The 17598-nt window shown below is 71.9% G+C and carries 13 protein-coding genes; 7 read left to right on the top strand and 6 right to left on the bottom strand.

All coding sequences use genetic code 11. The features are described 5' to 3' along the window. Nucleotides 1–176: 176 nt before the first annotated feature. Nucleotides 177–668, top strand: a complete 492-nt coding sequence (locus ACGFRG_RS12340; protein ID WP_393263423.1) for a DUF1203 domain-containing protein — start codon at nucleotides 177–179, stop codon at nucleotides 666–668. Here ACGFRG_RS12340 and ACGFRG_RS12335 read toward each other — a convergent pair. Further along, entirely contained in the window at nucleotides 619–1593 is a 975-nt protein-coding gene (locus tag ACGFRG_RS12335; protein WP_393263421.1) for a LysR family transcriptional regulator, read from the bottom strand. The two genes, ACGFRG_RS12340 and ACGFRG_RS12335, sit on opposite strands and share 50 nt — an antisense overlap. Before the next feature lie 57 nt (nucleotides 1594–1650). On the opposite strand from ACGFRG_RS12335, the gene ACGFRG_RS12330 reads away from it, so the two are divergent. Next, nucleotides 1651–2826 (top strand): MFS transporter, encoded by a 1176-nt coding sequence (locus ACGFRG_RS12330; protein ID WP_393263419.1) that lies wholly within the window; start codon nucleotides 1651–1653, stop codon nucleotides 2824–2826. 268 nt (nucleotides 2827–3094) lie between these two features. Here ACGFRG_RS12330 and ACGFRG_RS12325 read toward each other — a convergent pair whose 3' ends face one another. Next, on the bottom strand, nucleotides 3095–4108 hold the full coding sequence (locus ACGFRG_RS12325; RefSeq protein WP_361431832.1) for an aspartate-semialdehyde dehydrogenase: 1014 nt from the start codon (nucleotides 4106–4108) through the stop codon (nucleotides 3095–3097). 238 nt (nucleotides 4109–4346) lie between these two features. Here ACGFRG_RS12325 and ACGFRG_RS12320 point away from each other — a divergent pair, with 238 nt between their 5' ends. Next, nucleotides 4347–5837 (top strand): M28 family peptidase, encoded by a 1491-nt coding sequence (locus ACGFRG_RS12320; RefSeq protein ID WP_393263417.1) that lies wholly within the window; start codon nucleotides 4347–4349, stop codon nucleotides 5835–5837. Between the two features lie 79 nt (nucleotides 5838–5916). Here the strand turns inward: ACGFRG_RS12320 and ACGFRG_RS12315 are convergent, their stop codons facing one another. Then, nucleotides 5917–9243 carry a S8 family serine peptidase gene (locus ACGFRG_RS12315; protein ID WP_361431838.1) on the bottom strand — a complete coding sequence of 1109 codons (3327 nt, stop codon included), beginning with the start codon at nucleotides 9241–9243 and terminating at the stop codon, nucleotides 5917–5919. A gap of 157 nt (nucleotides 9244–9400) precedes the next feature. Further along, nucleotides 9401–9943 carry a CGNR zinc finger domain-containing protein gene (locus tag ACGFRG_RS12310; RefSeq protein ID WP_393263415.1) on the bottom strand — a complete coding sequence of 181 codons (543 nt, stop codon included), beginning with the start codon at nucleotides 9941–9943 and terminating at the stop codon, nucleotides 9401–9403. Nucleotides 9944–10118: 175 nt separating this feature from the next. On the opposite strand from ACGFRG_RS12310, the gene ACGFRG_RS12305 reads away from it, so the two are divergent. The 3 genes from ACGFRG_RS12305 (at nucleotide 10119) to ACGFRG_RS12295 (ending at nucleotide 12836) form a co-directional block, all read left to right on the top strand. After that, a complete protein-coding gene (locus ACGFRG_RS12305; protein WP_393263413.1) occupies nucleotides 10119–10574 on the top strand; it encodes a VOC family protein in 456 nt (151 codons plus the stop codon). Nucleotides 10575–10656: 82 nt separating this feature from the next. Further along, complete coding sequence (locus ACGFRG_RS12300; RefSeq protein WP_361431847.1) at nucleotides 10657–11538, top strand: pyridoxamine 5'-phosphate oxidase family protein; 882 nt, start codon at nucleotides 10657–10659, stop codon at nucleotides 11536–11538. Nucleotides 11539–11657: 119 nt separating this feature from the next. Further along, nucleotides 11658–12836 carry a serine hydrolase domain-containing protein gene (locus ACGFRG_RS12295; protein ID WP_393263411.1) on the top strand — a complete coding sequence of 393 codons (1179 nt, stop codon included), beginning with the start codon at nucleotides 11658–11660 and terminating at the stop codon, nucleotides 12834–12836. A gap of 19 nt (nucleotides 12837–12855) precedes the next feature. On the opposite strand, the gene ACGFRG_RS12290 is transcribed toward ACGFRG_RS12295, so the two are convergent. Both ACGFRG_RS12290 and pepN read right to left on the bottom strand, forming a co-directional pair. After that, nucleotides 12856–13923, bottom strand: a complete 1068-nt coding sequence (locus ACGFRG_RS12290) for a hypothetical protein (RefSeq protein ID WP_361431850.1) — start codon at nucleotides 13921–13923, stop codon at nucleotides 12856–12858. Nucleotides 13924–14059: 136 nt separating this feature from the next. Next, complete coding sequence (gene pepN, locus ACGFRG_RS12285) at nucleotides 14060–16639, bottom strand: aminopeptidase N (protein ID WP_393263409.1); 2580 nt, start codon at nucleotides 16637–16639, stop codon at nucleotides 14060–14062. 172 nt (nucleotides 16640–16811) lie between these two features. Between pepN and ACGFRG_RS12280 the strand changes: the two genes are divergently transcribed. Next, entirely contained in the window at nucleotides 16812–17474 is a 663-nt protein-coding gene (locus tag ACGFRG_RS12280; RefSeq protein ID WP_361431856.1) for a DsbA family protein, read from the top strand. Nucleotides 17475–17598 lie beyond the last annotated feature (124 nt).

The following is a 17598-nucleotide window of genomic DNA, read 5'->3' as shown; positions in this document are numbered from 1 at the left end:
GCACGACACCTCCGGCGGACGTACAGCGCTTTTCCCCGCGCCTGTGCCAGGTCAGCGCCAGGTCCGAATTCCGCCGGTGGACACGGCGCCGCAGGGCCAGGCTCGAAGCCATGAACACGACGGCTTCCACGACAGAGACCACGACAGAGACCAGGACAGAGACCAGGACAGAGACCTTGACCTACACCGCCCGGGCCATCGGGTCCGCCGCGCTCGCGCAGCTGCGCGTGAGCGACGACGCGGGGCGGCCCTGCGTCCCGTTCACCGACGACGAGGGCGGCGCGCCCCTGCGCTGCTGTCTGCGCCCGAGCGATCCCGGCGAGCGCATCGCGCTCGTCTCGTACGCCCCGCTGCGCCGCTGGGCGGCCCTGACCTGGGCCAAGCCGGGGGCGTACGACGAGCAGGGACCGGTCTTCATCCACGCCGAGTGCGACGGGCCCGGGGAGGCGGACGGCTATCCGTTCGCGCACGAGGGCGCGCTGCGCACGGTGCGCCGCTACGACAGCGAGGGCCACATCGTCGGCGGCCGCCTCCTCGCGGTCCCGGCGGACGCGACCGCCGCGTGCGACGCGGCCTTCGAGGAGGCGTTCGCCGATCCGCGGGTCGCCCTCGTCCACGTCAGGGCGCTGGAGTACGGCTGCTTCCTCTTCGAGGTGCGCCGTCCCTGACGCGGTCCCCGCCCCCGTCCCCGTCCCTGACCCCGGCGAGCGCGTCCGCGAAGGCGCGCACGGCGGCCGTCGCCCCGCCCCGGCGCCACACCACACCGAGCGCCGAGGCGGGCAGCCCCTCCACCGGCACGAAGACGATGTCGTCGCGCGCGTGGTACTCGGCGCTCGGGCGGCACAGCAGCATCGCGCCGATGTCCGCCGCCACCAGGGTCAGCCCCTCCTGGAGGGTGGCCACGGTGGGCCCGTCCCCCGCTCCGGGCGCCTGCGCCGTACGCCAGTAGGCGGGGGCGGGCGCCGCCGGGGCGATGAGACGGGCACCGGCGAGTTCGGCGGCGGGCAGGGACGGCCGGGCGGCGTACGGGTGCCGGACCGACACGGCGAGGGTCTGCCGCTGCTCGGAGAAGACCGGCCCCAGCTCCAGATCCGGCTCGGCCACCGGCAGCAGCACGGCGGCCGTGTCCACCTCGCCGCGCCGCAGCGCGCCGAACGGATCGCACAGCGCGATCTCGGTGACCTGTGTGCGGACCTCGGGGTGCGCCGCGCGGAAGGCGCCGAGCGCCCCCGTCAGATACGCGTTGGCCGCGCCCTGGAAGCCGATCCGCAGCGTGCCGCCGAGTCCGAGCGCCCTCGCGCGTGCCGTGGCGACGACGTCCGTCAACCGCTCGTACGAAGGGCGTAGTTCGGCCAGAAAGGCGTCACCGAAGGGCGTCAGGCGTACGCGGCGGCTGGTGCGCTCGACCAGGCGCGCCCCGAGTCTGCGCTCCAGGGCCGCGAGCAGCTGGCTGACCCGGCTCTGCGAGATGTACAGCCGCTCGCCGGCCCGCCCGAAGTGCAGCTCGTCGGCGAGGACGAGGAAGCACTCCAGCTCCCGTATCTCCAGGCTGCCCACCCGCACCTCTTCCGTCGATCGATGAGCCCAGCTCATCCAAGGATGAGGAGACGGCCGTTGTTCCCGGCGCCGCCCCGGCGAAGGGTGGGGGGCATGGACACGATCACCGAAGCCGCCGTGGGCGGCGCCCCCTTGAGCCCCGCGCGAAGCCGGGCCGCCGTGCTCGTGGTCGCCGCCACGACCTTCGGCGTCGTCACCACCGAGATGCTGCCCGTCGGCCTGCTCAGCCCGCTCGGGGACGCGCTCGGGGTGAGCGAGGGGACGGCCGGGCTCGCGGTCACCCTGCCGGGCGTGGTGGCGGCGCTCACCGCGCCGCTGCTGCCCGCGCTCGCGGGCCGCGCCGACCGCCGCACGCTCCTGGTGGCCCTGGTGCTGCTGCTCGCCGCCGCCGACCTGGTCTCGGCCCTGGCGCCGGGCTTCGGCGTACTGCTCGGCGCGCGTCTGGTCGTCGGGGTGTGCATCGGCGGGGTGTGGGCGCTCGCGGCGGGCCTGGCGCACCGGCTCGTACGCGCCGAGGCGGTGGGCCGGGCGACGGCGGTCGTCTTCAGCGGCATCGCGGTGGCGTCGGTCGTCGGGGTCCCGGCGGGCGCGCTGATCGGTGGACTGGCGGGCTGGCGCTGGGGGTTCGCGGCGGTCGGCCTGCTCGCGCTGGCGGTGGCCGCGCTGCTCGCCGTCCTGCTGCCGCCGCTGCCCGCCGAGCGCGCGGTGCGCCCCGCGCAGCTGCGCGCGCTCCTTCGGCTGCGGCCGGTACGGGTGGGTCTGGCGCTGGTGCTGCTCCTGGTGACGGGCCACTTCGCCGCGTACACCTATGTGCGCCCCGTCCTGGAGCGCGTCGACGGCATCTCCCCGGACGCGGTGAGCGGCCTTCTGCTGCTGTACGGGGTCGCGGGCGTCGCGGGCAACTTCCTCGCGGGCGCCACGCCCGCGCGCCGGGCCCTGCCGGTCATCTCGGGGCTGCTGGCGACGGTCCTGGCACTGCTGGCGCTCGCGCGGGGCTCGGCCGGGCTGTCCATCGCCCTGCTGGCGGTGTGGGGCCTGGCCTACGGCGGCGTCTCGGTCACCACCCAGACCTGGCTCCAGGCAGCGGCCCCCCGCTCCCCGGAGGCGGCCTCTTCGTTGCTGGTGGGCGTCTTCAACGCGGCGATAGCGCTGGGTGCGGCGGTCGGTGGCGCGGTGGTGAACGGGACGGGGGAGACGGGGGTACTGGCGGTAGGCGCGGGGCTCGCGGGCGCGGCGCTACTGGTGACGATGAGGTCGCCCCGGGGGTGACTTCCCCCACCCCGCCCCTTCCCGAAAGCCCTGGGCGGGCGGCCTGGTTCTTCGTCTGCGGACCGTGCTGGGTTGCTCGCGCCCACGCGGCGGAGCCGCAAATCGACACAGCCCCGCGCCCCTGAAGGAGGGCCCGAAGGGCCCATCTAAGGGGCGCGGGGAACTGCGCGACCAGCCCCCACCGGCCGCAGACGAAAGCGGGGTGCAGGGGCCGCAGGCCCCGCGAAGGGGTCCGGGGGCGGAGCCCCCGGGGTGGGGGCACGCCGGGTTACGACAGTTCCGTCGCCACCAGCTCAGCGATCTGCACCGCGTTCAGCGCAGCCCCCTTGCGGAGGTTGTCGTTGGACAGGAACAGGGCCAGGCCGTGCTCGACCGTCTCGTCGAGCCGGATCCGGCCCACGTACGACGCGTCCTTGCCCGCGGCCTGCAGCGGCGTCGGGATCTCCGAGAGCTCGACGCCCGGAGCCGCCGCAAGCAGCTCGTACGCGCGCTCGACACTGATCGGGCGCTCGAAGCGCGCGTTCACCTGGAGCGAGTGGCCGGAGAAGACCGGCACCCGGACGCACGTGCCGGAGACCTTGAGCCCCGGGATGCCGAGGATCTTGCGGGACTCGTTGCGGAGCTTCTGCTCCTCGTCCGTCTCGAACGAGCCGTCGTCCACGATCGAGCCCGCGAGCGGCAGCACGTTGAAGGCGATCGGGCGCTTGTAGACGCCCGGCTCGGGGAACTCGACGGCGTCCCCGTCGAAGGTCAGCTGGTCCGCCGCCTCGGCCACCTTGCACGCCTGGGTGTGCAGCTCGGCCACGCCCGCCAGGCCCGAGCCGGAGACGGCCTGGTAGGTGGTGGCGACCATCGCGGTGAGCCCGGCCTCGTCGTGCAGCGGACGCAGCACCGGCATCGCGGCCATCGTCGTGCAGTTCGGGTTGGCGATGATGCCCTTGGGGCGGTTGCGGATCGCGTCCGGGTTCACCTCGGAGACCACCAGCGGCACCTCGGGGTGGCCGCGCCACGCCGAGGAGTTGTCGATGACGACCGCGCCCTGGCCCGCGACCTTCTCGGCGAGCGCGCGCGAGGTCGCGCCGCCGGCCGAGAACAGCACGATGTCGAGGCCGGAGAAGTCGGCGGTGGCGGCGTCCTCGACCGTCACCCCGTCGAGCACCGTGCCCGCCGACCGCGCGGAGGCGAACAGGCGAAGCTCGTCGATCGGAAACTTCCGCTCGACGAGGATCTTGCGCATGACTCCGCCGACCTGTCCGGTGGCTCCGACGATTCCGACCCTCACGATGGGACTCCTTTGTGTGCACGTATGTACGGCCCGGGCGCCTCCATGATGCGTCGGCCCACGGCCGACTTGTCCAATCCATTGTCCGGGCTCTGGGATGGCTGCCCACTTGTGACGAGCTCATGGCAGGTCTGTTGCATCCGCCCCGAAATGCCCTGCGACGGACGATTCGCTGGTTACGGTCCTGCCGTACCGATCGATTACCGGTCATCACCCCCCGCATTCCGGAGGATCTTCCGTGCGCGCATCCCGTCGCAGCCGGGCCATAGCGGTCCTGGCGGCCGCCCCCGTACTCCTGGCGGCCGCGGCCCCGGCCGTCGCCCACTCCCATGGTCATCCCGATCCGCACCGCCGGGCCGACCGGCTGGCGCGCAAGCTGGTAGCGCAGGCGTCGGGGGAGAGCGCGTTGCGCCACCTGGAGCAGTTCCAGAAGATCGCCGACGCCAACGGCGGCAACCGCGCCGCCGGCACGCCGGGCTACGACGCGTCGGCCGCGTATGTGTACGGGCAGCTGAAGAAGGCCGGGTACGACGTCTCGTACCAGGACTTCGACATCTACGAGTCCAAGGCGCTGCGCGAGAAGCTGACGGTCGTCTCGCCGCAGCCCCGCGAGCTGAAGAGCGCCGCGTTCAAGTTCAGCAAGGCGAGCCCGGCCGGTGGTCTGACCGCCCAGGTCAAGGCCGCCCGCGTGGACGCCACCCCCGGCTGCGAGCTCGACGACTACAAGTCGGACACCTTCACCGGCAAGATCGCCCTGGTCAAGCGGGGCAGCTGCACCTTCCAGCAGAAGGAGGCCGTCGCGGCCCAGGCGGGCGCCGTCGGGATCATCCTCTACAACCACTCCGGCACCGAGCCCGTCCACGGCTCGGTCGGCGAGCCCGGCAACGCGCACATCCCCGCCACCGGCATCTCGCTGGCCGACGGCGAGGCGCTGGCCGCGCAGGTGGCCAAGGGCGACGTCACCGTCACCCTGGACGTCGCCACCGAGGCGGTCGCCCACCCGACGCGCAACGTGATCGCCGAGACCAAGGGCGGCGACCCGGACAACGTCGTCGCGCTCGGCAGCCACCTCGACTCGGTCCCCGTGGGCCCCGGCATCAACGACAACGGCTCCGGCTCGGCGGGACTCCTCGAAGTCGCCCTCAAACTCGCCAAGGAGACCAAGCAGACCAAGAAGCACCCCAAGCCCACCGCCAACAAGGTGCGGTTCGCCTGGTGGTCCGGGGAGGAGCTGGGCCTGCTCGGCTCCGACCACTACGTCAAGTCGCTCACCGAGGCGCAGAAGCGGCAGATCAAGCTGTACCTCAACTTCGACATGATCGCCTCGCCCAACGCCGCCCAGCTCGTCTACGACGGCGACGACTCCGACAAGAAGGGCGCGGGCCCGGGCCCGGCGGGCTCGGCGCAGATCGAGGGCCTGATCAACGGCTACCTCGACAAGCGCCATGTCCCGCACGAGGGCTACGACTTCGACGGCCGCTCCGACTACGGCCCGTTCATCGAGGTCGGCATCCCGGCCGGCGGCACCTACACCGGCGCCGAGGAGATCAAGACGCCCGAGCAGGCGGCGAAGTGGGGCGGCACGGCCGGTGAGGCGTTCGACCCGAACTACCACGCGGCCGGGGACACCCTGAAGAACATCGACCGCAAGTACTTCGACCTCAACATCGACGTGATCGCGCACGCGGTCGGCACCTACGCCGAGGACCTGAGCTCCCTGAAGAACTGAGCTCCCCGGACCACCGAAGGAGTACGCGAAAGGGCCCGGCGTTCACCGAACGCCGGGCCCTCACACGTCACTCAGCCGGTTACGGTGTGACCTTCTCGATCACGACGCTGCCGGTGCCCGCGGCGGTGCCGCGCGCGTTGACGAGCTTGACCTCACCGAAGAACTGACGGCCCTCGGGGGCCGCCCCGCCCACCAGCACCTGCGCGCCGACCGTCGCCGAGGCGCCGTTGGCGAGCTTGACCGGCGTGGTGCCGTCGACCTTCACGGTGCCGAGCGACGGCGCGAAGTACACATCGCGGTAGTTGTACGTCGTCGACCCGGCCGGGACCGAGTAGCCCATGACCTGGATGGTGTACGTGCCGGCGGCCGGCTTGAGGAGGCTGACGGACTCCTCGGAGGTGCCGCCCGCCGAGGTCGCGACCTGCACGCCGTCCTTGAGGACCGCGAGGTCCAGGTCGGCCGCGGTGTCCGAGGTACCGCCGATGGCCACGTCGAGGCGCTCCACGCCCTCGCCGACGGTCAGCGTGGTGCTCTGGACGTCACCCTGCTTGATGGTCGGCTTGGCGACCTTCGCGGAGCCCAGCGAACCGCCCTGGAGGCGGCCGTCGAGGGTGCCGAAGCCGTTGGTGACCTTCCAGCTGACCGGCGCCGCGGTGCCGATCTTCGCCTCGGGCAGCGTCTGGGGGGCCGGGGCGAACTCGGCGCCGAGCAGCGCGACATCCAGCTTGTACGGGTTGTCGAGGTACGGCGACGTACGGCGCGACTCGACCTCGATCTCCCAGACACCGGCCTGCGGGTTCGCGTACGAACGCAGGTCCGGGCGGCAGGTGTTGGCCGGGTTGTCGTAGTTCGGGTAGCAGTTGGGCGTCCCGGTGTCCTCGACCGGCACCCCGTACGGGTTGATCGCGATGAACCGGGTCTGGCTGCCCGAGCGCAGCGCGCCCATGCCGATCTCAAGGGACTTGGCGCCCGCCGGGACGGTCACGAAGTACGACTTGGTGCTGTTGCGCTGCACCGAGGAGGAGTCGGTGAACGCGTACGACGGCTTCGCCAGCGGCTTGGAGACGATCACCGTGGCGAGGATCTGCTGGTCGACGCCCTTGGTGGCCTTGTCGTCGACCTCCAGGATGGCGCTGTGCACGCCCGCCGACTTCGGCTGCGCCTGCACCTTGACGGTGACCGGCGTCGCCAGCGGCAGCGCGACCTCGCGCGAGCCGAGGACCTTGAAGGTGCCGTCGTCGTTCTTGAACGACAGCTTGTGCTTGACGGCCTTGTCCGGGCCCGTGGTGCGGGTGATCGTGACGTCGTACGTCCGCTTCTCGCCGACCTTGAGGCCGCCCTCGCGGTCGTAGATGCCGGTGCCGAAGCCCGGGGTCTTCAGGGCGAAGTCCAGCGAGGTCTTCACCGGCGCCTTGACGGTGTACTCGTGGGCGAGGCCGCCGGAGTCCTTGGCGCCGTCCTTGATCATGCCCCAGGCGTCGACGATGTCGATCAGGCCCGCGCCCTCGGCGTAGGTCTGAACACCCTTGATGTGCTTGGCCGTCGAGGTCAGCGCGGTGCGCAGATCGGCCGGGGCCAGGTCGATGTGCTGCTGCTTGGCGGCCGAGAGCAGCAGGGCCGCCGCACCCGTCGCCTGCGGCGAGGCCATCGAGGTGCCCTGGAGCATCGAGTAGCCGGCCGGCAGCGAGTAGCCCGCCTCCCTGACCGGGGAGCCCGGCAGCCAGGTCTGGGTGGTGTTGATCGCGGCACCGGGCGCCGACAGGGTCGGCGTGAAGCCGCCGTCCTCACGCGGGCCGCGCGAGGAGAACGGCATCATGTCGTACTTCTTCGACACGGCCGAGCCGTAGTTGGACGCCCAGGTCTGCTGGGAGATGGTGGCGCCGACCGAGATGACGTGGTCCGCCAGGCCCGGGTCGCCGATCGTGTTCACACCGGGGCCCTCGTTGCCGGCCGAGATGACCAGCTGGACACCGTAGGTGTCGATCAGGCGCTTGTAGAGCTCGGCGCGCGCGTTGTTGCCGTCGTTGAGCGCCGGCAGGCCGCCGATCGACATGTTGACGATGTCGACGTGGCGGTTGGTGACCAGGTCGATCATGCCCTCGGTCAGCGCGATGTTGGTGCAGCCGCCGGACCAGTTGCAGGCCCGCGAGGAGACGATCTGGGCACCGGGGGCGGCGCCGCTCATCTTGCCGCCGAACAGCCCGTTGGCCGCGGTGATGCCCGCGACATGGGTGCCGTGCTCGGACTCGATGACGCCGATGTTGACGTAGTCGGAGGTGTGCCCGGCCGCGTCGTACTTGACGTTCTTGCGGATCTCGACGGTGAACGGGATCCGCTCGGAGACGTCGGTCGCCGGGTTGTCGGTACCGAAGTAGCCGACCTGGTACCCGTCCTTGTACGGCTTCATCGGCTCGTCGTCGGTGAAGTCGCCGTTGTTGTTGAGGTCCACGCGCACGGTGCCGGCGACCGGGTCGTAGAGCACGCCCCAGGTGTCGGTGGTGGTGCCGTTGCGGTTCAGGTCGCCCTTGGCGTCGCCGCCCTTGGTGGCCGCCTCCGAGAACACGCTGATGTCGTACGAACCGGCCGGCGCCTTCCAGGTGCGGCCCGCGTAGGTGAACGTCGGCCCGGAGACCGCGGTGTTCATCCGGCGCCAGGTGCCGTCGTTGTCGGCCACCGGGTCGGTCGCGGTGACCCAGTCGACGATCTTGCGCTCGCCGGTGGTGGTCTTCTGCAGCGCCGGGTGGCCCAGGTCCACGCCCGAGTCCAGGACGCCGATGGTGATGCCCCGGCCGTCCGCCTTGGGGTGCTGCTTGACGAAGTCGACCGCGCCCGTCTCGAAGTTCGGGTTGTACGGGTTCTTCGCGGGGGTGTTCTTGCCCGGCGCGGGCTGCGCGGAGGCGCTGCGCAGGGACTTGGCGCCCTTGGGGTTGTCGCCCGCCGGGGTCGGGTCGTCCAGCTGGATCTCCTGCTTGAGGTCGATCCCGTGGACGGAGGACAGCTTCGCGGCCGCCTTCAGGGCGGACTGCGCGCTGCCGGTGGGCAGGGTGGCCCGTACGTAACCGAGCTTGTCGTCGGTCTTGCCGACGGTGGCGCCGGAGACCGAGCCGAGCTGGTGGGTGACGGCGCCGGTGGCGCCGGGGGCGGTCGCCACCATGACGGTGACGGTCTTCTCGCCCTTGGCCTCGGCCTCGGCGAGCCGCTGCTGCCCGGCCGCGCCGAGCTTGTCCGCCGGGGACTTGGCGGGGGTGGACTGCGCGGGGCCGGTCGTCGGGCCGCTGTGGCCCGAGGCGAAGACGGGCGCGGCGCCCGTGGCGACGAGCGCGGCCACCAGGCCCGTCGCGGCGGCTATCTGGGCCGTACGTCTCGCGCCGGGTATGGCGCGCGGCGATTCGGAGGTCATCAGCATCCCTAATGGTCAGAAAGGGTCCGGAATACGGTGCCGGATGACCGCTGAGCATTTCGTATATGACAGGTCTTTGTGGAGAGTTGACCGTTGCCGGAATCGGACATGGCGGAATCCCGCCATGCGCCATCGGGCGCGAGACGGTCTCAAGTAGGGCGAATCAGCTCTCTCGGCTGCGGGCGTAGTGACGCGACGCCTTCGCCCGGTTGCCGCACGCGGCCATCGAGCACCAGCGGCGGGTGCCGTTGCGCGAGGTGTCGAAGAAACGCAGGATGCACGCGTCGTGCGCGCAGGAGCGGATGCGGTCCGGCGCGGTCCGCAGCAGATCGAGGTAGTCGCGCGCGGCCGTCCAGGCGGGCCCCCAGGCCGGATCGGCGAACTCCGCGCGCTCGCCGGGGCCTTCGACGGTGAGTGTGGCGCGAATGCGGCCGTGTTCCAGGATCTCGTCGACGAGCGCGGCCGCCGCCGGGTCGCCCGGGGCCGCCACGGCCCGCTCCAGCGCCTCCCGGGCCCGCAGCAGCGGCCCGAGCGTCGCCTCGTCGGCGGCGAACCGCCCGTCCAGGCCGTTGGCGGCGAGCCAGACGGCGAGCCCCTCGGTGCCCGAGAGCAGGTCCTGACGGACGCCCTCGCGCATCCAGCGGGTGTTCAGCAGGTCGAGGGAGACGGGCTCTCCGGTGAGCGGACGCGGGTCGGGCGCGGACATGTCCGGCTCCTCTCGTACGGCGGACGGGGCGGGGCGGGCTGTGCGGTTCCGCCCGCCACTAACCACTAAAGGTTACGTGACCGGTTGCGCACTGCGCATCTAACCTCTAATCTTCATTTCAGAGGTTAGACGACCTCGAACGGCCTCGCACGAACCCCGCTCGGGAGGGACCGCCATGACGGCGACCAGCACGTTCCGCACCGCCCACATCGGCCTCAATGTGACCGACCTCGACCGCTCGCTCGGCTTCTACCGCGATCTCCTCGCCTTCGAGCTGCTGCACGAGGGCAAGGAGGAGGGCCGCCGCTACGCGCTGCTCGGCCGGGAGGGGCAGCTGACGCTCACGCTCTGGCAGCAGGCCGAGGGCGCCTGCGCCCCGGACCGCGCCGGGCTGCACCACCTCGCCTTCCGCGTCGACACCCTCGACGAGGTCAAGGCGTACGAGAGCGGACTGGTCGCGGCCGGTGTGGAGTTCGTCTACGAGGGCGTCGTCGCCCACGGCGAGGGCTCGGCCTCCGGGGGCATCTTCTTCCGCGACCCCGACGGCATCCGTCTGGAGATCGCCGCGCCCACCGCGGGCGAGGGCGCCGACGCACCCGTGGCGGCCGCCCCCACCTGCGGCTTCTTCTAGACCGCCCGCTGGATCACCCGCCCGATCGCCCACTGGATCAACCGCTGGAAGCACCGGCCCGACCGATGAAGGTGCGTACGCCGTGACGACACAGACCGCATTCCACCCCGGGGCACGCGCCGTCCAGGACCGCCTCGGCGTCCGCGAGCTCGCCGACCACGTCGGCCGCTCCATCGGCCCCGGCATCCGCCCGGTCGCGGCCGCCTTCCTGGAGGTCCAGCCGATGCTGGTGCTCGGGGCGGCGGACCCGGCCGGGCGGATGTGGGCCTCGCTGCTCACCGGGGACCCCGGGTTCGCCCGGGCCACCGGGCCGCATCAGATCGCGGTCGCGGGCGGCCCGCGCGAGGGCGACCCGCTCGCCGGCGCGCTCGCGGGCGAGGACGTCCCGGTCGGCACGATCGCCCTCGACCCGCGCACCCGGCGCCGGATGCGGCTCAACGGCACGGCCCGCCCGACCCCGCGCGGCTTCGCCGTCGTGGCCGAGCAGGTCTTCTCCAACTGCCCGAAGTACCTCCAGCACCGCGAGATCGAGGCGTACGACCACAACCAGCCGGGTGAGGTGCTGCGCGGCGGCCGACTCACCGACGCACAGCAGGAGTTCATCCGCACCGCCGACACCTTCTTCATCGCCACCGTCGCACCCGACGGCGTGGACGCCAGCCACCGGGGCGGCAATCCCGGCTTCGTGCGGGTCGCCTCGCCCGGCCGGCTGGAGTGGCGCGACTTCCCGGGCAACAACATGTTCATGACGCTGGGCAACCTGGAGGCCGACCCGCGGGCCGGGCTGCTGTTCGTCGACTGGACGCACGGCACCACGCTCCAGCTCTCCGGTACGGCCCGCACCGAGTACACGGCGGGGGAGCGGATCACGGGCTTCACCGTCGAGCACGTGGTGCAGTCGGACGGCGCGAGTCCGCTGCGCTGGTCGGCGCCGGGGTACTCGCCCGCCAACCCGCCGAACTGATCACCGCCATCGGCTGAAACCCGCTCAACCGTCCACGTCACGGGCAACTCCCGCCCGGCGATGCGCGGTCCTGTCCACCGACGGCGCCGAGCACGGCGCCCAGGTGGAGGGAGACGCACATGTCGGTACGTACGGGGCGCCTGGTCAGGACGGTCGTACTGGGGGCGGTGGTGGCGACGGGGGTATCCACGACCGTCTTCATGGCGCCCGCCTCCGCACAGGAGGCGGGCGCCTCTTCGCACACGGCGACCCAGCGGGCGATGGACGCGGCCGTGCACGACGGCGTCCCCGGGGTCGTCGGCGTCGCGCAGCGAAACGGCCGTATCTGGAGCGGCGACGCGGGCGTCGCCGACCTCACCACCGGCCGCGAGCGCCGGGCCCCGGACCGGTTCCGGGTCGGCTCGATCACCAAGACCTTCGTGGCCACGGTCATGCTCCAGCTGGAGGCCGAGGGCAGGCTGAGCCTCGACGACACCGTCGACCACTGGCTGCCCGGCGTCGTGGCGGGCAACGGCCACGACGGCACGAAGATCACTTTGCGCCAGCTGCTCAACCACACCAGCGGCATCTACAACTACACCGCGGACAAGGCGTTCCAGGCCAAGGTCTTCGGGCCGGACTTCCTCAAGAACCGCTACGACACCTACACGCCCGGGCAGTTGGTCGCCATCGCCATGGCGCACAAGCCCGACTTCGCGCCGGGCACCTCCTGGAACTACTCCAACACCAACTTCGTCCTGGCCGGAATGGTGATCCAGAAGGCGACCGGCCACTCGTACGCGAGCGAGATCGACCACCGGATCCTGCGCCCGCTGCACCTGCGTTCCACCACCCTGCCGGGGACCGACGCCCGGATGCCGCGGCCCAGCGGCCGTGCGTACTCGAAGCTGTCCCAGGAGGCGACCGGGCCCACCTACGACGTCACCGAGCTCAACCCGTCCATCGCGAGCTCGGCCGGCGAGGTGATCTCCGACTCGGGTGACCTCGACCGCTTCTACCGCGCCCTGCTCACCGGCGAGCTGCTGCCGCAGCGCCAGCTGAAGGAGATGACCACCACCGTCCGGCTGAGCCCCGACGCGGGCTACGGTCTGGGGCTCATGGCGGACAAGCTGCCCTGCGGCACCGAGGTCTGGGGCCACGACGGCGGGATCCACGGCTCGACGTCGGTGGCGCTCACGACGAAGGACGGGCGCCATTCCCTGGCGTTCAACTTCAACGGCGACTGGTCGGGCGACCCCAAGGCGGTCGTGGTCGCCGAGTTCTGCGGCACCTCACCGGCGGCCAAGGCCGTCAAGTGACCTGCTGGTGCTCCCCTGTTCAGCGGGGGAGCACCACCACGTACGCGGCCGGCTCGCGGTCCGCCGACGCCATCAGGGCGGTGCGCACCACGGTCGCCTGCTGCTCCATCGCCTCGCGCAGCTTGCGGGGCGTGATGTGGACGACCGTGATGCCGAGCCGTTCCAGCGTCTCGCGCTTCTGGGTGTACTCGCACCACAGCGTGTCGTCCTGGCCCCGGTCGTGGCGCGGCGCCCGGGTGTCCAGCTCCACCGCCACCGCCTGGTCCGGCCAGTAGGCGTCCACGCCCCCGATGTGGGGGCCGCCCGGCAGCCGCAGATCCACGTTCCACAGCGGGTCCGGCAGTCCGTGGCCGCGCACCATCTCGTAGAGCCGGGCCTCGGCGATGGAGCGCCCCTCGGCCAGCAGCGAGTCCACGGCGTCCACCACGTGCGCCCGGGTCAGCAGCCGTGCCTGGGTCAACTCGCGTACGAGAGCGGCCGGTTCGCAGTGTCCGTCGCGCACCGCCTCGGTCAGCAGCCGGCGGACCGCGTGGGCGTCGGTCAGCTGGGCGACCGCGTCGGCCAGGGCCCTCGGCACGGGCGCCACCGGCACCCCGGTGACGGGCTCGGCGAGCGGCATCACATGGGCCCGCACCAGCCGGACGCAGCCGGTCGAGCGCAGCCGCCGGGTGCGCGGGACCAGGATGTCGATCCGGTCGAGCGAGATCAGCGGGGGAGCGGAGGAGAACCCGTGCAGGGTCAGTGCCGCGAGCCCGGTGACGATCGCGTCGGGGGGCGCCGTGTGGGCCTTGCCCTGGGCCGGGACGGACCGGGCGCGCTCGGCCGGGCGGCCCGCGTACAGCAGGGCGGCGTGCAGCCGCTCGTCGCTGGTCGGCGGTCCCGGGTGCAGCACATAGACGCCGGGCAGCAGTTGCTGCCAGGGGCCGCCCGGGCGGCACTGCGCGGCGGCGCGGGAGGCCGAGACGCCGTGCGCCCGCAGCTGGGTCGAGGAGAGCACCCGGCGCTGGACGTCGGTGAGGTGGCTGAGGGGGCGGGGGGAGAGCGGGGAGGGGGTCTCGCCGCCGAAGGTCGGGGTGTTGTGGTTCATGCACCGGGGTTTCCCGCGCCCGGACCGCCCCTTAACCGCTGTTACAAGCCCGTCGACAATTCCGGACAACCCCGTCCTAAAGTACGGGCGTTCGAGTGCCGATCAGGGGGCCCGTCGCCGGGCCCCCTCACCGGTGTCAGAGCGCGGCGGCCGCCGCGTCGCACTCCTGGCCGCGCAGGGTGCGGGCCAGGTCGTCACGGGCCTCGACGACCAGGCGGCGCAGCGCCGGGGCCGCGTCCTGGTGGCTCGCGAGCCATTCGTCCGTGGCATCGAGAGTCGAGCGGTTGTCCTGAAGGCCCGGGAAGAGGCCCTTGACGATGTCCATGCCGATCTGGATGGAGCGCTCGGCCCAGACCCGCTCGATCACCTCGAAGTACTTCGCCGCGTACGGAGCGGTCAGCGGGCGCTGCGAGGGCTGGCCGAAGCCGGAGATGGTGGCCTCCACCAGCGCGTTCGAGAGCGCGTCCGACTCCACGACCTGCGCCCACGCCTGCGCCTTGACCGCCTCGGACGGCCGGGCCGCCAGGCACCGGACCTGGTGGCGCTTGCCGGACGCGGTGTCGTCGCGGGCGAGCTCGGCGGCGATCGCCTGCTCGTCGGCGCGGCCGTCGGCGGCCAGCGGCTCCAGGAACGTCCAGCGCAGCTCCTGGTCCACGTCGAGCCCGTCGATCTTGGCCGTGCCCGCGAGCAGCCCGTCGAGCAGCTGGAAGTGGGCGCCGTCGGTCGCCGTGGCGGCGAAGAACCGGGCCCAGGCCAGCTGGGACTCGCTGCCCGGGTCGGCGATCCGCAGCTCGCGCAGCGCACCCTCGGCGAGCAGCCGCCCGCCCTGCTCGCGCCACTCGGGCGCCGCGTAGTGCGTCTGCGCCGAGCGGGCCCAGGAGTGCAGCATCTGGAGCACGCCGATGTCGCTCTCGCGCCCGGAGTGGGCGAGCACCAGCTCGATGAAGTCCCGGGCGGGCATCAGCGCGTCCCGCGTCAGGTTCCACAGCGCGGACCAGCACAGGGCGCGGGCCAGCGGGTCGGTGATGTCACCGAGGCTGGCGCGCAGCGTGGCGAGCGAGTCGGCGTCGAAGCGGATCTTGCAGTACGTGAGGTCGTCGTCGTTGACGAGGATCAGCTCGGGCCGCTCGGCCCCGGCCAGCTCCGCGACCACCGTGCGCGGCCCCTCCACGTCGACCTCGGCGCGCGCGTACCGTACGAGCGCGCCCGCCTCGGAGCGGTACAGGCCCACGGCGACGCGGTGCGGGCGCAGCGTCGGGTAGCCCTCGGCGGCCTCCTGGACCACGGCGAGCTCGGTGACGCGGTCACCGGCGTCGTAAGTGACCACGGGGGTGAGGGAGTTGACCCCGGCGGTCTGGAGCCAGGACTGCGACCAGGTCGCCATGTCGCGGCCGGAGACCTCTTCGAGGACCGAGAGCAGATCGCCCAGGCGGGTGTTCCCGTACGCGTGGCGCTTGAAGTAGCGGCGGGCGCCCTCCAGGAACGCGTCCCGGCCCACGTACGCCACCAGCTGCTTGAGGACGGAGGCGCCCTTGGCGTAGGTGATGCCGTCGAAGTTGAGCTTTGCGTCCTCCAGGTCACGGATGTCGGCCGTGACCGGGTGCGTGGAGGGCAGCTGGTCGGCGCGGTACGCCCAGGACTTGCGGCCGTTGGCGAAGGTGATCCAGCCGTTGGTGAACCGGGTCGCCTCGACCTGCGAGAAGCTGCCCATGAAGTCGGCGAACGACTCCTTCAGCCACAGGTCGTCCCACCACTGCATGGTCACCAGGTCGCCGAACCACATGTGCGCCATCTCGTGCAGGATGACGTTGGCGCGCCGCTCGTAGGCGGCCTGGGTCACCTTGCCGCGGAAGATGAACTCCTCGCGGAAGGTCACCAGACCCGGGTTCTCCATCGCCCCGAGGTTGTACTCCGGCACGAAGGCCTGGTCGTACTTGCCGAACGGGTACGGGAAGTCGAACTGGTCGTGGAAGAAGTCGAAGCCCTGCTTGGTGACGAGGAACACGTCGTCGGCGTCGAAGTGCCGGGCAAGACCCTTGCGGCACATGGCGCCGAGCGGGATCTCCAGCGTGGTCCCGTCGTCGAAGGCGCGCGTGTACGTATCCGTCACATAGTGGTACGGACCGGCCACGACACAGGTGATGTACGTCGAGATCGGCTCGGTCTCAGCGAACCGCCAGACCCCGTCCTCGCCCCGGACGCCCTCGCCGTTGGACCACACCGTCCAGCCCTCGGGCGCCTGCGCCTCGAAGCGGAAGCGCCCCTTCAGGTCGGGCTGCTCGAAGTTCGCGAACACCCGCCGGGAGTCGGCCGGCTCGTACTGGGTGTAGAGGTAGACCTCGCCGTCCTCCGGGTCGACGAAGCGGTGCATGCCTTCGCCGGTCCGGCTGTACGCGCAGTTCGCGTCCACGACCAGCACGTTCTCGGCGGCCAGATCCGCCAGCGCGATCCGGGTGCCGTCGAAGACGGCGGCGGGCTCCAGCGGCTTGCCGTTGAGGGTGACGGAGTTCACCGACGGCGCGACCAGGTCCGCGAACGACTGGGCACCGGGCCGCGCGCAGCGGAACCGGATCGTCGTCACCGAGCGGAAGGTCCTCGGCCCGTCCGGGGCGTCCCCGACCGCGGACCGCAGGTCGAGGGCGACGTCGTACCCGTCGACGGACAACAGCTCGGCCCGCTCGCGGGCCTCGTCGCGGGACAGATTCTCACCGGGCACGGGCACTCCTTCGTGTCTCGTTCGAACACGACGATCCTGCCACGTCCCTCCACGTCGGGACACGTGGGAATGCGCCGGGCGCCCCGCGACGTTGCGACCCACTGGGACAGGCTCCGGCGTACGCCGCCGGAACCCGCCCGTCCCTTTCCAGCATCCCCGCACGAGGAGTGACATGTCCGAGACCGCGCCCCAGACCGGGAAGACCCCCGTCGACTTCTGGTTCGACCCGCTCTGTCCGTGGGCCTGGATGACGTCCCGCTGGATGCTGGAGGTCGAGAAGGTCCGTGACGTCGAGGTCCGCTGGCATGTGATGAGCCTCGCCGTCCTCAACGAGAACAAGCTGGACGAGCTGCCCGAGAACTACCGCGAGTTCCTGACGACCAAGGCGTGGGGCCCGGTGCGCGTCGTGATCGCCGCGCAGGAGAAGTACGGCTCCGAGGTCCTCGGCAAGCTGTACACGGCCCTGGGCACCCGCTTCCACAACCAGGCGCTCGGCTCCGGCCGCGAGGTCCTGGTCGCCGCCCTCGAAGAGGCCGGCCTCCCGGCCGAGCTCGCCGACTACGCGGACGCCGACCCCGACACCTTCGAGTTCGACGCCCAGCTGCGCGCCTCCCACAAGGAGGGCATAGACAAGGTCGGCCAGGACGTGGGCACCCCGGTCATCGCGGTCCCCGGCGCGGACGGCGACCAGATCGCCTTCTTCGGCCCGGTCGTCACCCCCGCCCCCAAGGGCGAAGCAGCGGCCCGCCTGTGGGACGGAACGCTACTGGTCGCCTCGACCCCGGGCTTCTACGAAATCAAGAGGACGCGGACGTCGGGCCCGATCTTCGACTGACCACTCCGCCGCGGCGCTTCGTCTGCGGCCCGGTGGGGGCTGCTCGCGCAGTTCCCCGCGCCCCTACAGGAGGGCCCGAAGGGCCCATCTAAGGGGCGCGGGGCTGTGTCGATTTGCGGCTCCG

Source organism: Streptomyces sp. NPDC048696 (genome assembly GCF_043198895.1).
GTDB lineage: Bacteria > Actinomycetota > Actinomycetes > Streptomycetales > Streptomycetaceae > Streptomyces.
Note: the sequence above shows the minus strand (reverse complement) of the source record. Positions and strands in the feature narration are given on the sequence as shown.

Excerpts from the sequence above, each read along its gene's own strand:
- ACGFRG_RS12280 (WP_361431856.1), top strand. The coding sequence starts at position 16,812 with ATGTCCGAGACCGCGCCCCAGACCGGGAAGACCCCCGTCGACTTCTGG.
- ACGFRG_RS12335 (WP_393263421.1), bottom strand. The coding sequence starts at position 1,593 with ATGAGCTGGGCTCATCGATCGACGGAAGAGGTGCGGGTGGGCAGCCTG.
- ACGFRG_RS12310 (WP_393263415.1), bottom strand. The coding sequence starts at position 9,943 with ATGTCCGCGCCCGACCCGCGTCCGCTCACCGGAGAGCCCGTCTCCCTC.
- ACGFRG_RS12315 (WP_361431838.1), bottom strand. The coding sequence starts at position 9,243 with ATGCTGATGACCTCCGAATCGCCGCGCGCCATACCCGGCGCGAGACGT.
- ACGFRG_RS12330 (WP_393263419.1), top strand. The coding sequence starts at position 1,651 with ATGGACACGATCACCGAAGCCGCCGTGGGCGGCGCCCCCTTGAGCCCC.
- ACGFRG_RS12295 (WP_393263411.1), top strand. The coding sequence starts at position 11,658 with ATGTCGGTACGTACGGGGCGCCTGGTCAGGACGGTCGTACTGGGGGCG.
- ACGFRG_RS12305 (WP_393263413.1), top strand. The coding sequence starts at position 10,119 with ATGACGGCGACCAGCACGTTCCGCACCGCCCACATCGGCCTCAATGTG.
- ACGFRG_RS12290 (WP_361431850.1), bottom strand. The coding sequence starts at position 13,923 with ATGAACCACAACACCCCGACCTTCGGCGGCGAGACCCCCTCCCCGCTC.